Source organism: Paenibacillus caseinilyticus (genome assembly GCF_027533645.1).
Lineage (GTDB): Bacteria > Bacillota > Bacilli > Paenibacillales > NBRC-103111 > Paenibacillus_G > Paenibacillus_G caseinilyticus.
In genome coordinates, this window is the sequence record NZ_JAQAGY010000009.1 from 20,472 (window position 1) to 34,142 (window position 13,671).

Consider the following 13,671-nt stretch of genomic DNA (forward strand, 5'->3'; position numbering starts at 1 on the left):
GGTGCGATTCACTTCCGGCCATTCAGCCGCAGTATTACCTGCCGGCAATCGGTCCGGCCGAACGGATGTCTTCGCTGACTTCGCCGAACTTGGCGAAGTTACGGTGGAACGCGGCGGCGAGCTCCGCCGCCTTCGCATCGTAGGCGCCGCCGTCCTCCCAGGTGCGGCGCGGCTGCAGCACGTCGGCCGGGACGCCGGCTACGCGGTCCGGGCACTGCAGGCCGAACACGGGATCGGCCGTGTAGACCGCCTCCTCGATGCTGCCGTCCAGCGCGGCTGCGACCATCGCCCGCGTATGCGCCAGCTTCATCCGGCTGCCCGTCCCGTAAGGGCCGCCCGTCCAGCCGGTGTTGACCAGGTACACGCGGACGCCGTGCCGGTCGATCCGGCTGCCGAGCATCTGCGCATACACCTCGGGCTTCAGCGGCAGGAACGGCGCTCCGAAGCAGGCGGAGAACACGGCTTCCGGCTCGGTTACGCCGCGTTCCGTGCCCGCAAGCTTCGAGGTGTAGCCGGAGAGGAAGTGATACATCGCCTGCTCCTTCGTCAGCTTGGCGATGGGCGGCAGCACGCCGGAGGCGTCGGCGGTGAGGAAGATCACGACCCCCGGATGACCCGCTATGCCTTCCTCCACCGCGCCCGGGATATGATCGAGCGGATAAGCGGCCCGCGTGTTCTCCGTCAGCACGCCGCTGGCATAATCCGCCTCGCGGGTGAACGGGTTCACCGCCACGTTCTCCAGTACGGCGCCGTGACGGATCGCCTGCCAGATCTGCGGCTCCTTCGCTTCGCTGAGGCCGATACACTTGGCGTAGCAGCCGCCCTCGAAGTTGAACACGCCGCGGTCCGACCAGCCGTGCTCATCGTCTCCGAGGAGACGGCGGGAAGGGTCCGCCGAGAGCGTCGTCTTCCCGGTGCCGGACAGCCCGTAGAAGAGCGCGGTCTCCCCCTCCTCGCCCACGCTGGCGGAGCAGTGCATCGGCAGCACGCCCTGCAGCGGGAGGAGATAATTCAGCACGCTGAAGATCGACTTCTTCATCTCACCGGCATATTCCGTCCCGCCGATGAGCACGATCCGCTTCTCGAAGGAGATGACGATGAAGGTCTCGGACCGCGTACCGTCCCGTTCGGGGTCCGCCCGCAGGCCCGGCAGGGCCAGCACGGTGAAGTCGGGGGCCGTCTCCTCCGCCGCCTCGCCTGCCGCCGGCCGGATGAACAGCTGCCTGGCGAACAGGTTGTGCCAGGCGTACTCGGTCCGCACCCGAATCCGCAGCCGGTAGGCCGGATCGGCCCCGGCATAGCCGTCGAAGACGTAGGTCTCGCGCTCGCCGGCATACTGCAGCGCCCGGAGGTAGAGCCGCTCGAATCGCTCCGGCTCCAAGGGGCGGTTCACGTTCCCCCAGTCGATATGCTCCTGCACGGCAGGCTCGTTCACGATATATTTGTCCTTCGGGGAGCGCCCCGTATAAGCGCCCGTATCCACGCGAAGCGCTCCGGTGGAGGTCAGCATCCCCTCCTTGCGGCGGAGCGCCTCCTCGATTAACTCTCCGGTGCCGAGCCCTTGATGTATAAGCTCCGAGGTGGTTAGATCAATACTGCGTTTTGCCATGGCTGCATCTTCCTTTCTGCTGTAAGCTCCGCCAATTCCACGACACGGCACGCATAAGCCCACTCGTTGTCGTACCAGGCGAGCACTTTGATACTGTCGTCCAGAACCGCAATGGAGAGACCGTCGATCACCGCCGACTTCGAGCTGCCGACAAAATCCACGGACACGAGCGGCTCCTCCGTATAGTCCACGTAGCGGGAGAATGCGCCCTCCGCCGCTTCGCGGAACACGCGCCGCACCTCGGCGGCATCCGCCTTCCGCTTCACCTTGGCTGTCAGATCCACGAGCGATACGTCTTGCGTCGGCACCCGCAGGGAGAGGCCCTGGATGTGCGGCGCCAGGTGAGGCAGCACATCCCCGAGGGCTTTGCCGACCCCGGTGGACGTCGGCACGATCGACTGGGTGCAGGCCCGGGCACGCCGCAGATCCTTGTGCGGATTATCGAGATGGTTCTGATCGGAGGTGAAGGAGTGGACAGTGGTCATCCAGCCGCTGACGACGCCGAAAGCGCTGTCGAGGATATGCAGCACAGGCGCCAGGCAGTTCGTCGTGCAGGAAGCCGCCGAGAGAATGCGGTGACGGTCCGGTTCATAGCGGCCGTCGTTGACGCCCATCACCACCGTCAGGTCCACATCTTTGCCGGGAGCCGTCAAGATCACTCCTGAAGCCCCTGCGGCCAGATGCTTCCCGGCGCCTTCCCGGTGGTTGAACTTGCCTGTGGCATCCAATACCAGCTCAACCCCCAGCTCACGCCAGGGCAGCTTCTCGGGATCCCGCTCGCCGACGATCCGTACCGTGCGGCCGTTAATCACCAGCCGTCCGTCTTCCACACCGACTTCCGCATCCCACCGTCCGTGCACCGTATCGTATTTGAGCAGGTGCGCCACCGTTTCGGCCGGGTATACACAGTTGATAGCCTTCAATACAAGTCCCGATTCGTCCCCGGAGAACAGCTTGCGGACGAGCAGCCGTCCAATCCTCCCCATCCCGCTGATCCCGATGCCCTTGGTTACCTTCACCCTCGATCGCCTCCAATAGTACACTTTTAATAAATGCTTCCACGTCATTTATTGTATACTATTTATTAATTAATGTGTACTATTTAATTCAATGTTTGCTTTTTGTTCATTAATTGTACGCCCTTATTCCTTACTAACAGCCATTTAGAACACAATGACTCCAAGCAGCAGGGCTGCTGCAAGCATCACCAGGGTCGTTCCCACCGCCCATTTCAGCGTGAACCGCTGGTGGTCGCCGAAGTCGACACCTGCCAGTCCAACCAGCAGGTAGGTGGAGGGCACGAGCGGACTGAGCAGATGAACCGGCTGGCCGAGCAGCGAGGCACGGGCCATCTCCGCCGGCGAGATGCCGTAAGCTGCGGCAGCTTCCGTAATAATAGGCAGAATACCGAAATAGTAGGCATCATTGCTCATAAAGAAAGTGAACGGCATCGAAGCCAGCGCGGCGATCACCGGAAGGTGCGGCCCCAAGGCATCCGGGATCAACGAGACCATCGTCTGTGCCATCGCGTCGACCATCTGGGTACCGCTCAGGATGCCCGTGAAGATGCCGGCGGCGAAGACCATGCCCGCGACGGCAAGCGCATTGCCGGCATGGGCCTCGAGCCGTTCCTTCTGGTCCTGAAGCTTCGGGTAGTTGACGATCAGGGCAACCGCAAGCGCTAACATGAAGAGAATCGAGAGCGGCACCACATTCAGAATGAGTCCCGCCATCAGTGCGGCTGTCAGCAGGAAGTTGAACCAGAGCCGATTCGGACGCTTATATTCCAGCACTTCTTCCGATGCGGCAAGGCCCGCGATGGCCGCTTCCTGTTCCGGATGGCGCATTGCCCCTTCGAGCCCGAGCCGCTTGCGCTCCCGGCGTCCGAGCAGATAGGCGGCGAATACCACCCACACCCCGCCGGCGACCATGCCCGGGATCAAGGGGGTGAACACTTCGGAAGCGTCCAGGTGCAGCGCACTCATGACCCTGGCCGTCGGGCCGCCCCAGGGCGTAATGTTCATGACGCCGCTGCCGAGCATCGTCACCGCAGCGAGGATCAGCGGATTCATGCCGAGCCGCTGGTACAGGGGCAGCATCGACGCCGCAACGATCATGTACGTGGTCGATCCGTCTCCGTCCAAGGAGACGAACAGGGAGAGCAGCGCCGTGCCGACGACGATTTTGACCGGGTCGCCCTTCACCAGCTGCAGGGTCTTGTTCACCAGGGGGTCGAAGAGCCCCGCATCGATCATGACGCCAAAATAGAGAATGCCGAAGAGCAGCATCACGCCCGTGGGGGCAATCGTCTTGACGCCGGTGAGCATCATGGACCCGAGCTCCGCATGGAACCCGCCGATGAGCGCGAAGGCGGCCGGCACGAGGATAAGCGCTGTCAGCGGCGAGATCCGCTTGGTCATGATCAGGTACATGAAGACGGTAATCATTCCGAATCCGAGCAGGGCGAGCATGGTCAGCACTTCCCTTCCGCGGATGGGGACACGGCCGCATCCTCGTCTTCCGGCCGAGCGAGCGGATACGATGGGAACGAAGCATACCCGAACTCGAGAAGATCGAGACAGGTGCCGCACAGGCGCCCTCTTTGGCCCCCTCCTGCTGTGCTGTCGTAGCACAAAGGACAGGCAGATGGCACGTTGTTACCGCTTACGAAATTTACAAGGGTGACCTCACGAATTGACTTGATTGCTGTCATTCCAATCCTCCTCCTGAAGAGCCGCGCCGATGGAAACCCTTCCATGAAAGCGCATTACTTTGGTTCTTACCCGTAGTATAGTGGCTCACCGTGCGGCGGAACAGTTTTCGCGCTTAAGTTGAATAAGTTTCATGAAGTTCATTTTTTTCATAAATTTCACGGCCCGCTCCCCTCCCCTATATGGAGGCGGATACAACCTTTCTGCTACAATGGGAGGAAACCGATTAAAATCTTAAAACTTAGCCATAAAGCACCTGAGGGAGGACCCGATGTTCGCCTTACCCAAACCCCGGCTGCGTCTGCTGACGCAAATCGTTCTGCTCATCTCCTTCGTCGTCTTCGCGAGCATGGCGCTGGCCGGCACCCTGTTCGCCTTCATGATCGACGGGGCGGTGACGCATTATATCGGACAGAATGCACTGAATGTGGCCCGATTGACGGCTATGGACGAGCGTATCGTGAACGCCTACGGCGATGCGGATCCTTCGGCCGTCATCCAGCCGGTCGCCGAGCGCATCCGCCGGGAAACCGGCGCAAGCTACGTCGTGGTCGGTTCGCGCGAAGGCATCCGCTACTCGCACACGAATCCGGAGCTGATCGGCCGGGAGATGCAGGGCGGCGACAACGCACCGGTGCTCGCCGGCGGCTCCATTATCTCCGAGGCCGTCGGCGCAAGCGGCCCTTCGCTGCGCGGCAAGACCCCCGTCCTGAATGAACGGGGGGAGGTCATCGGGATTGTATCGGCCGGCTTTCTCTCCGGCGATATCCGCACCCTGGTGCGGGGCTACGAACGCACCATCGCCGGGCTCAGCGCCGGACTGCTCGCCGTCGGCATGCTCGGCGCCTATCTCACCGCACGCCGGGTCAAGAAGCTGATCTTCGGCCTCGAGCCAGGAGAGATCGCCTTCATGTTCAAGGAGAAGGAAGCGACGATCGAAGCCATCCGGGATGCGATCGTGGCGGTGAACGGGCAAGGCACCGTCGTCACGATGAACCGCCGCGCGCGCGAGCTCCTGCAGGTACACGGCCTCGCCGCAGGAAGCAGGCTGACGCATCTGCCCCTGCTCCAGGCCCTGCGTGAGGTGGCCGAGTCGAGGCGGGGCTACAGCGACCACCGGGTGTTCCTCGACAGCGAGGTATACGCCCTGCATGCGGAGCCGATTCTGAATGAAGAGCGCGCCGAGGGAGCCGTCTTCACCTTCCATACCGAAATCGAGATCGAGCGGCTTACCGATGAATTCTCGAAGATCCGCGCGTTCTCGGATAACATGCGTGCGCAGAATCACGAATACCTCAACACCTTGAACACGATCTCCGGTCTGCTGGCTCTCGGCCATATCGACCAAGCCGCGGAGATGATCTCCGGCGAAGTCAGCGACCGGCAGGATGTCATCGCCTTCCTGGTGGGCTCCGTCCGGGACCCGCTTGTCGCAGCCTGCCTGCTCGGCAAGTCGAACCGCGCCAAGGAGCTCAAGGTGCAGCTGGAGATCGATCCGGACAGCCAACTGGCCGGCGTGCCCGAAGGGCTGAACAGCCAGTCCCTCGTCACGGTGCTCGGCAATCTGCTCGACAACGCCATGGAAGCCGCGCGGGAGCACCGGGGCACCGCGGCCCATGTCCGCCTGTCGTTCACCGACCTCGGCCACGACCTTGTGTTCGATATCGAAGACAACGGGCCGGGCATCCCCCCGGGTCAGGAAGCCGCCGTATTCGTGAGCGGCTACTCTACCAAACCCGGCGGGAACCGGGGCCTTGGCCTTGCGATCGTGAAGCATGCGCTGCACGCCATGCACGGCCAGATCTATGCGGACCGCAGCGAACTCGGCGGCGCGAGGTTCACGGTCACCGTGCCCAAGCCTGTGCCGGCCGGACCCCATCTAGAGAGGTGAACCCCTTGTCCGATAAGCCATTAACGGATCCATCCATTCCCGTCATGATCGTCGAAGACGATCCCGTCGCTGCCCGGATCTACGAGCAGTTCGCAGCCAAGCTCGGCTGCTTCCAGATGATCGCCACAGCCTCCACCGGCCGGCAGGCCTTGGACCTCATGGAAGTATGCACCCCCGAGCTTATTCTGCTCGATGTATTCCTGCCCGATATGAACGGGATCGAGCTGCTGAGGCACGCGAGGCAGCACGGACATAAGACCGACTTTATTCTCATCACGGCCGCCAACGATACACAGACCGTCAGCGAGGCGATCCACGGTGGAGCCTTCGGCTATATCATCAAGCCGATTCAGCTCGACAAGTTCACCGCTACGCTGGAGCAGTACGCCGCGGTGCGCGCCCGGCTCGGCAGAAGCCAGACGATGGATCAGCAGGAAGTGGACCGTCTCTTCCGTCCAGCCGGATCTAACGGATCTCCCAGCTCTTCCGGGGCTGCCGGTGCCGCCGCAGGCGATCCTCTCCTGCTCCCGAAGGGCATCGACAAGCTGACCTTGAAGCTCGTCCGGGACACAATCCGCTCGCTCCAAGGCCCGGTAGGCGCCGACGAATTCGCCGCCGCAGCGGGTATGAGCCATTCCACCGTCAGGAGGTATCTAGAATATCTCGTATCCGTCAGCGAAGTGCGGGTCGATATCCTCTACGGTACGGTCGGCCGGCCGGAACGCAAATATTCGTGGTGCCCGGTATAGAATGGGATTCAACGCGCCCCTTCCCTCACAGCAAGGCGCTGGGCTGCCCGCAAGGAGCCGGCGGAAGTTCTACGCCCCGGTCCGGTCCGCAGGGACAACCAAAGAAGGACCTCCGCTCCCTGCCGGGAATGGAGGTCCTTCTTGTTGCCGGGCGGTGCCTGCTTACATGCCGCCCTGGCGGCTCACCTGGCCTGCTGCGCTTGTACGGCGGCCCCAGGACAGGGAGATGGACAGGCTGACAAGCAATACTACCGCCCCAAGGAGATAAGGAATGTTGACATGAACTTCGAACAGAATGCCGGCAACGGCAGGCCCGAAGATGTTGCCGAGGCTCATGTACGCGTTGTTCATGCCCGCAACGAAGCCCTGCTCCTCACCGGCCATCTTGGACAGCAGCGTATTGATCGCCGGCCGCAGGATGGAGGTGAAGGTGAAGAAGAACAGCGTCACCACGAGCACGTAAGAGAAATTACCCGAGAGCAGCATAAGCACCAGCGCGACCGCCGAGAACAGGAAGGTCAGATTGATGAGCTTCTTCTCCCCGAACTTCAGCAGCAGCTTGTTGATGAACAGCGCTTGGATCACGGTACCGATCAGCGCGCCGACCGTGATGAGGATCGATATGTCTCGTGCCGTGAAGCCGTACTTCTGGTCGACGAACAGCGGGAAGATCGCTTCGAAATTCGCGAGTCCGAACGTCAGCGAGAAGATCAGCAGGAGCAGTACGAAGTAGGGCGCACGGAACGAGCGGCCGAGCTGCTTGAAGATGCTCTCTCGCTTCGCCGTATTGCTGCGGGCGGCTTGGCGCTGCGCTGCGGACAAGGTCTCCGGCAGCATGATCACCGAGAGCAGCATCGCGACCAGGCCGACGGCGGCCGAGACATAGAACGGCGTGCGGAAGCCGAATTCGGCCAGGAAACCGCCGATGCCGGGCCCGATCACGAAACCGAGCGACATCGCCGCGCCGAGCATGCCCATGCCTTTGCCCCGGTTCTTCTCGTCCGTAATGTCCGCGACATAAGCCATCATAGATGGGATCATTGCTGCCGCGCCAATGCCTCCGACGAATCGGGAGATATAGAGCATCCAGATCTGCTCCGCCGCAGCGAAGATGAGATTGGACAGGGTGAACATCGCGAGGCCCAGGATGATCAGCTTGCGGCGTCCGTACTTATCCGACCACTCGCCGCTGATCGGCGAGAAGATGAACTGGGTTAAGCCGAAGGCGGCTACGAGGTATCCGGCGGTCTGGCCGCCCGCCCCAAAGTGCTTCAGGAATTCCGGGAGTACCGGAATGATGAGTCCGATGCCCAGCATCGCGATGAACATGTTGATCATCAGAACGATGAGCGGGGATTTCTTATTTTGCAATTCCGACATGACGGTGCATTCTCCTCTTCTCTCTTCTGGTCCGATATCGGGGGTCCAGTATCTGTATCCGGTAAAGGCCAGCGGTTTCTCTCTTACGGTAGTATATCACAGATTGACTTCAAGTCAATCTGTGACCTTCCTCTCCTTCTTGACAGCGCCGCGGGACCGCTCTATCATAAGAGCGATCCGGTGAACAACCGCGCAGGAGGTGGGCCGTATGCCAAGAAACACAGCCAAAGATCAGGAGCTCCGCAAGGAACGGTGCAGCCAGATTCTGTCCGCCGCCGTTGAACTGTTCGCCAAACAAGGGCTCGCCTCCACCAAAATTTCCGATATCGCCAAGAAGGCCGGGATGAGCCATGGCCTCGTGTACAATTATTTTCGCTCCAAAGAGGAGATCTATCTCTCCCTTCTTGATATGAACCTGAATGAACTGGAGAACCTGCTCTCCTGGATCGCTTCCCTCCCGCTCAGCCCGAGGGCCAAGATCGAACGGCTGCTCGATACGTTCAGCAGCCATACTTGGGACGAAGCGATGTTCTTCCAGATGTTCGTCGACCAGTTCCTCTCCTCCGATACGATCTGTGAAGAGATCAAGGTCTCGGTGCGGAAGAAGATGAGCGAGAATCTCGATCTGCTCGCCGCCATCTTCGCCGAGGGACAAGCGGCAGGCCAATTCGCGGGAGGCAGCCCGCGCGAGCTCGCCTTCTACTTCATGACCATCGTCCATGCGAAGATGATCTCGAAGACGCAGGGCTTCCAAATCTGCGACAACGGGCCCGAATCGTGGAGGGCCCTGCTTCATTTTTTCGTGAGGGAGTAGATTCCGCATGCATGCATGCGTGCCTGCCCGTGACGGCCTCTCCGGCCCCGCGTACCCGGCACATGATCAGCAAATAAATAAAGAGAGCCGCATCCCCTGCCGGCTCTCTGGAGTGTACGCTCCGCTGCTGCATCCTTTCGGTTCCCCCGCCAGAGGCAGCGGCCGATGCACGCCTCACCCCTGCTCCGCATCCATCGCGTCCGCCGCATCGATTGCAGACTCTCCGGGGACGGCCGTGATCGATTCCGCCTCCTCGATCTGCCGGCCGATCTCACGCCAGCTTTCCCCGTCCGTCCCGCCCTCCGTATCCTTGGGCTGCTCCCTGTTCATCATCATTCTCCTTTCACTCCTTACATGAGCACGAGCGCCTGCGATTTGCGGTGGCTCATATGCTCCATGAGATAAGCGATATACACCTCATCGCGTACCAGCCAGGCGCCGTACTGCCGCTTCACGTACCGTTCGGCCTCTTCGAAGGAGGGGAAGCTGCGGCTGATCTCCTCCCCGTCCACATCCACAATCCATTCGTCGTCCGAAGCGAACAGGAACATCATCTGCTCTTTGCCGTTCTCGTACAAAGTGCCGAAGGAGGAGTTTTTGACATTGTACCCCGTCTTGTAGGCGTCCGAGCGCAGCGGTTCCTTCGGGAAGGCCTCCGCTACATACAGCCGGTACACTTCCTCGGTCATCGGACAGCCCGATGCCTTGGCATGTCCGCCTCCCCCGTAATGACCCGCAACGGCGGACACGTCGATGTCGTCGTGGATCGTGCGGAAGCTGGCCTTTTTGCCCCCGATGTTCAGAATCGCTATGTAGTCCAGGTGCGGGTACTCCTTCCCGAGCTCATTGCCGAGCTCCGAGTGGTAAGAGTCCGCATGCACGATGCCGACACAATAGCCGCCGATGAACGTCTGGACCGTCTCCCGCTTCTTGCGCCGCACGTACCGTTCGATCCGCTCTTCCTCCACCGCGAGCATCTCCAGCTCGACCGTGCTGAAGGCGAACGGCTCCCGGCCCTTCAGCCTCTCCAGCATCCGTTCCTCGAACTCCTCCAGGGACAGCATCGAGAACAGGTCGCTGAGCCGCTTCGCCTCCATGTTCCCCGCACGGTCCCACTCCCATGTATCGTACAGGCGGACCAGCTCGACGAACTGTTCGATGCCCGGCTCCGACTTCAGCAGCCGGCCCTTCAGCAGGTAATCGTAGAACAGCGAAGTAGCCGAAGCGAGCCTTCCGTCGTCATACGCCACCTCCACCTGTCCCCACGAATACCGGTTCAAATGCAGCGAGGTTTGGTGGTGATCGATCAGCTTTACCTTGCCTCCGCTCTTCACGAATTCCTCGATCCCCCGTTCATTAGCCTCGTTGACGGCAAGATCAGTAATGAACAGGTGCTTCTTCTTCTTCGCCCGTTCCAAGAAACGCTCGACCTGCCCGTTCAACCCGCCGATGGAGTTGTAGCGGATCTCCACCTTGTCTCCGAACGCGCACCTGGCCAGGATGCCGCAGCCCACCCCGTCCAGATCGTTATGGGTATACAGATAGTACATCGTCCAGAAGGCCCCTCCCCTTGATGGATGTTAGGATTACGAGGATAAAATTCCCTCGGGGGGGTGGAATTATGCGCCAGACGTCCGCCGGAGTCCGAAGCCGGCTAGGCGAGCATAGAGGCGCGCGGAGCGGCCCGTGGAGATACCCTTGGGGAGGCAATAGAAAAGGATGCCTGACCGGCATCCCTCCTAAGCCTTCTATAAAGGGAAGCGTGGAACGGGATGCAGGCACAGCGAGCCTGCATCCATCAGCCTCTGATCAACCGCACGTTCCTCAGAAGTTCGTCCCATTCTTTTGAATCACCGTACCACTGGGTTCCCTTGGCGATCCGTACCGTATGAACTCCACCAAGCCCCCAGCCTTCTTCCTTCATGCCTTGGGATTCCTCATGGTAATTCACAAGGAGCAGGGAGCAGCGGCGCGGCGCCGTCAATGCATCCAGCGCTTCTTTGAGAGGTGCCGCCTCCTCCGCTTTCACATGATTGCGTATGAACAAGATCCGCTGCCCGCTGCGGACCGTCTCGTAGAACCGGGCGATCCGCCTGTCCAGCTTCTGCCGGAATTCGGGGTACCCGTACAGCGGATCCTGATCCGGCTTCGTCGGCAGCGGAAAATCGTGATAGGACCAGCACGTGGTGAACCGGTCACGCACCAGCGTCGTCACCCGGCTCGGCTGGCGCGGCTCCAAATTCTCCCTGAGCATAAAATGGGCAAAATCCGTCTGCAGCACCCGGATGACCTCGGCGGTATTCGAGAAATAAAACCAATCGAACGGATAGGATGCCTTCCGAAGCTTCAACCGCCTGAGCTGGTATGCCGTCTGGCAATTCGCTCCAAGGGAGATGATCGCTCCATAACTTCGGGACGCCGTACTCCAGGGCATCGGTCTACCTCCTCTCTCATGGAATCCGGGTTAAGCGATAGAGGCGCCGGCTCAGGCCGACAGCACGCGGACGAATTCAATGGAACGGAACGCAATGACGGCACGGTCCTCCGGGGGGCCGTAGATGACAGGAGCGATCTTGAGCGTAAGCTGGGTTGCCGAAACCGACAATAGCTCCCCGGTGAACAGCTCGCCCGGGATCATCACTTCCACCTCGCTGCCGATGAACGAAGACAGCATTTGTTTGAACTTCATGAAGCCCTCTCCTTTCCTGTCCTTAGACGACAGCCGCAATCTGGCTCAAGGGGATGGTCACAAGCTCGCCGGACCCCTCGCGGATCTGCAGGGCATCGCTGCCGACGGCAATCACCACTCCCTCCAGCGACGCATCCGGCAGCTTCACGGTAACGGTCTCGCCGAGCTTCGACTCCAGATATGCTTTCAGCTCCGGCTGAGGGAACAGCCCGCTCGCGAGCTGCTCGCGGATGGAGGCTACCTCGCCCGTCACGGTGAGCCATTGGTCTTCCAGATCCTGAACATCCCCCCGCAAGAGGATCAGTTCATCCTTCAGCGCTTTTTGTTCGCGCTCCAGACGGCGGATTTCGCCTGCCGCGAGATCGCGGAACGCCGCGAATTCGACCTCCAGCCGGCGCACTCTTCTCTCCAATTCCTTATTACATTTCCAGCCAAAGAGACACATGATGGGCAAAACTCCTTTCTCCCACTGGAAATAAGTGGTACCCCTTATTGTATGAAAGATTCATAGAACAGGGTGCGGGCACCGTGCCACAAAAGGGCTCTTACCGCCGGAAAGCCTTACTCCCCTGTCCCCTGCCCCTTCCAGACCCGGAACCATTCCCGGTACTGCGTATGATTCATCTGGCTGATGCTGTCCGCATGCACCCTCCGGTGATAGACAGCCTGCACAACCGCCGCCGCCGGGAACCTTGACAGTATCCGCGAGCAGACGGCGATGTCTTCGAAGAGACGGTCCCAATGCGCGGGCAGCACCGGCCATCCGCCGCACTCGCGCAAGAGCGCCGTCCGGTACATCCGGGGGATCAGCGGAGAAGCGGAGTCGGCCGACGCCCTGAACACCGCCTGCTGCTCGCCCCGGTACTGCAGTTCGCCCCGCTTGGGCTCGAACCATACGTGGAAGCGTCCCCCGGCCATACCGGCCCCGGGGCAGCGTTCCATCGCGGACACGAGCACGGCCAGCGCCTGCGGTGCGAGCCAGTCGTCCGCGTCGAGCTCGAGCAGATAGCGCCCGCGGCAGGCCGGGAGCAGCTCCCGCAGGCGGGCGGCCTTGCCCGCGCTGGCCGTGTGCCGTACGCAGCGGATACGCGGGTCTGCCGTCCAAGGGGCGGCCGCCTCCAGCGTGCCGTCGGTCGAGCCGTCGTCGGCCAGCAGCAGCTCCCAGGCCGGCAGCGTCTGCGCCAGCACCGAGCGTACCGCCCACGGCAGGCGCGCCGCCTCGTCGCGGACGCTGATCGCGACGCTCACGAGCGGCGCAGCCGGGGGCGCCGAGAGCGGCGCGGCCGGGGGCGCCGAGAGCGGCGCGGCCGGGGGCGCGAGGCCGGCCTGCAGCAGCGCCCGGGCCTCGGCGGCGCGCCGGCAGCCGGGCCGTACGCAGCGCAGGCCGAGCGGCGCGGGCGGCACGGTGAGGCCAGCCGTCGGCGGCCCCTGCGCGAGCAGGTCGGCGTCGAGTGCAGCGGCGGCCGGCAGCCCCGGGCGCCAGTCCTGCAGCAGCCGGCGCAGCAGGTCGCGGCGCCACAGCAGCGGCGCGGCGGGGTGCTGCGTTCCCGGCGGCGGCTGCTGGCCGCGGGCGCCCTGCGGGCGGGCGGGCTCGCCGGAAGCGGCGATCCAGCCGGCAGAGGCGGATACGGTGCGGAGGAAGGACGCCAGCGCTGCGGGGGCGCGCTGCGACCAGACGGCCGGTGCCGGAGACCAGAGCACCCAGGGGCTGTCTGTCCCGCCAAGCATGTGCCCTAGCTCCTGCACATAAGCCCGGACGTCCGGACGCAGAGATGCAAGCCGTTCCGCCCGCCTCCAGACGCCCGTATCGAACACCGCAGGCAGCGTA

Annotated in this window: 15 protein-coding genes; 4 read left to right on the plus strand and 11 right to left on the minus strand. The window is 62.1% G+C overall.

Annotated features, from left to right (window positions below; translation table 11 throughout):
• Positions 1–34: 34 nt before the first annotated feature.
• The 4 genes from pckA to O9H32_RS15100 all read right to left on the minus strand — a co-directional run bounded on the left by pckA (position 35) and on the right by O9H32_RS15100 (position 4,322).
• The gene (pckA, locus tag O9H32_RS15085; RefSeq protein WP_269866941.1) at positions 35–1,609 is read right to left on the minus strand and encodes a phosphoenolpyruvate carboxykinase (ATP); all 1,575 of its coding nucleotides are present in this window, start codon (positions 1,607–1,609) and stop codon (positions 35–37) included.
• Positions 1,585–2,628 (minus strand): type I glyceraldehyde-3-phosphate dehydrogenase, encoded by a 1,044-nt coding sequence (gap, locus tag O9H32_RS15090; protein WP_269866942.1) that lies wholly within the window; start codon positions 2,626–2,628, stop codon positions 1,585–1,587. Before gap ends, pckA begins: the two co-directional genes overlap by 25 nt.
• A 144-nt stretch (positions 2,629–2,772) precedes the next feature.
• Complete coding sequence (locus O9H32_RS15095; protein WP_269867170.1) at positions 2,773–4,080, minus strand: CitMHS family transporter; 1,308 nt, start codon at positions 4,078–4,080, stop codon at positions 2,773–2,775.
• Between the two features lie 2 nt (positions 4,081–4,082).
• A complete protein-coding gene (locus O9H32_RS15100) occupies positions 4,083–4,322 on the minus strand; it encodes a hypothetical protein (RefSeq protein ID WP_269866943.1) in 240 nt (79 codons plus the stop codon).
• A gap of 269 nt (positions 4,323–4,591) precedes the next feature.
• On the opposite strand from O9H32_RS15100, the gene O9H32_RS15105 reads away from it, so the two are divergent.
• Positions 4,592–6,211 (plus strand): ATP-binding protein, encoded by a 1,620-nt coding sequence (locus O9H32_RS15105; protein ID WP_269866944.1) that lies wholly within the window; start codon positions 4,592–4,594, stop codon positions 6,209–6,211.
• Positions 6,212–6,255: 44 nt separating this feature from the next.
• Positions 6,256–6,960: a response regulator gene (locus O9H32_RS15110; RefSeq protein ID WP_319946937.1), complete on the plus strand. Its 705-nt coding sequence runs from the start codon at positions 6,256–6,258 to the stop codon at positions 6,958–6,960.
• 162 nt (positions 6,961–7,122) lie between these two features.
• Here the strand turns inward: O9H32_RS15110 and O9H32_RS15115 are convergent, their stop codons facing one another.
• Positions 7,123–8,340, minus strand: coding sequence for an MFS transporter (locus O9H32_RS15115; RefSeq protein ID WP_269866946.1), 1,218 nt, complete (start codon positions 8,338–8,340; stop codon positions 7,123–7,125).
• Between the two features lie 208 nt (positions 8,341–8,548).
• Between O9H32_RS15115 and O9H32_RS15120 the strand changes: the two genes are divergently transcribed.
• Positions 8,549–9,154 carry a TetR/AcrR family transcriptional regulator gene (locus O9H32_RS15120; RefSeq protein WP_269866947.1) on the plus strand — a complete coding sequence of 202 codons (606 nt, stop codon included), beginning with the start codon at positions 8,549–8,551 and terminating at the stop codon, positions 9,152–9,154.
• A 174-nt stretch (positions 9,155–9,328) separates the two neighbouring features.
• Here O9H32_RS15120 and O9H32_RS15125 read toward each other — a convergent pair whose 3' ends face one another.
• The 6 genes from O9H32_RS15125 to O9H32_RS15150 all read right to left on the minus strand — a co-directional run bounded on the left by O9H32_RS15125 (position 9,329) and on the right by O9H32_RS15150 (position 13,091).
• On the minus strand, positions 9,329–9,490 hold the full coding sequence (locus O9H32_RS15125) for a hypothetical protein (protein WP_269866948.1): 162 nt from the start codon (positions 9,488–9,490) through the stop codon (positions 9,329–9,331).
• Between the two features lie 14 nt (positions 9,491–9,504).
• Positions 9,505–10,704, minus strand: a complete 1,200-nt coding sequence (locus O9H32_RS15130; RefSeq protein ID WP_269866949.1) for a DHH family phosphoesterase — start codon at positions 10,702–10,704, stop codon at positions 9,505–9,507.
• A gap of 248 nt (positions 10,705–10,952) precedes the next feature.
• Entirely contained in the window at positions 10,953–11,588 is a 636-nt protein-coding gene (locus tag O9H32_RS15135; protein WP_269866950.1) for a DUF1796 family putative cysteine peptidase, read from the minus strand.
• A gap of 51 nt (positions 11,589–11,639) precedes the next feature.
• Entirely contained in the window at positions 11,640–11,843 is a 204-nt protein-coding gene (locus tag O9H32_RS15140) for a hypothetical protein (protein WP_269866951.1), read from the minus strand.
• Positions 11,844–11,865: 22 nt separating this feature from the next.
• The gene (locus O9H32_RS15145) at positions 11,866–12,255 is read right to left on the minus strand and encodes a mechanosensitive ion channel domain-containing protein (protein ID WP_269866952.1); all 390 of its coding nucleotides are present in this window, start codon (positions 12,253–12,255) and stop codon (positions 11,866–11,868) included.
• A gap of 149 nt (positions 12,256–12,404) precedes the next feature.
• A complete protein-coding gene (locus tag O9H32_RS15150; RefSeq protein ID WP_269866953.1) occupies positions 12,405–13,091 on the minus strand; it encodes a glycosyltransferase family 2 protein in 687 nt (228 codons plus the stop codon).
• A 157-nt stretch (positions 13,092–13,248) separates the two neighbouring features.
• On the opposite strand from O9H32_RS15150, the gene O9H32_RS15155 reads away from it, so the two are divergent.
• Positions 13,249–13,593, plus strand: a complete 345-nt coding sequence (locus O9H32_RS15155) for a hypothetical protein (RefSeq protein ID WP_269866954.1) — start codon at positions 13,249–13,251, stop codon at positions 13,591–13,593.
• Positions 13,594–13,671 lie beyond the last annotated feature (78 nt).

Bases quoted from the DNA above. Each gene is read 5' to 3' on its own strand.
- O9H32_RS15095 (WP_269867170.1), bottom strand. From the start codon at position 4,080: ATGCTCGCCCTGCTCGGATTCGGAATGATTACCGTCTTCATGTACCTG.
- O9H32_RS15135 (WP_269866950.1), bottom strand. From the start codon at position 11,588: ATGCCCTGGAGTACGGCGTCCCGAAGTTATGGAGCGATCATCTCCCTT.
- O9H32_RS15110 (WP_319946937.1), top strand. From the start codon at position 6,256: ATGATCGTCGAAGACGATCCCGTCGCTGCCCGGATCTACGAGCAGTTC.
- O9H32_RS15100 (WP_269866943.1), bottom strand. From the start codon at position 4,322: ATGACAGCAATCAAGTCAATTCGTGAGGTCACCCTTGTAAATTTCGTA.
- O9H32_RS15130 (WP_269866949.1), bottom strand. From the start codon at position 10,704: ATGTACTATCTGTATACCCATAACGATCTGGACGGGGTGGGCTGCGGC.
- O9H32_RS15105 (WP_269866944.1), top strand. From the start codon at position 4,592: ATGTTCGCCTTACCCAAACCCCGGCTGCGTCTGCTGACGCAAATCGTT.
- O9H32_RS15125 (WP_269866948.1), bottom strand. From the start codon at position 9,490: ATGATGATGAACAGGGAGCAGCCCAAGGATACGGAGGGCGGGACGGAC.
- O9H32_RS15140 (WP_269866951.1), bottom strand. From the start codon at position 11,843: ATGAAGTTCAAACAAATGCTGTCTTCGTTCATCGGCAGCGAGGTGGAA.
- O9H32_RS15115 (WP_269866946.1), bottom strand. From the start codon at position 8,340: ATGTCGGAATTGCAAAATAAGAAATCCCCGCTCATCGTTCTGATGATC.
- pckA (WP_269866941.1), bottom strand. From the start codon at position 1,609: ATGGCAAAACGCAGTATTGATCTAACCACCTCGGAGCTTATACATCAA.
- O9H32_RS15120 (WP_269866947.1), top strand. From the start codon at position 8,549: ATGCCAAGAAACACAGCCAAAGATCAGGAGCTCCGCAAGGAACGGTGC.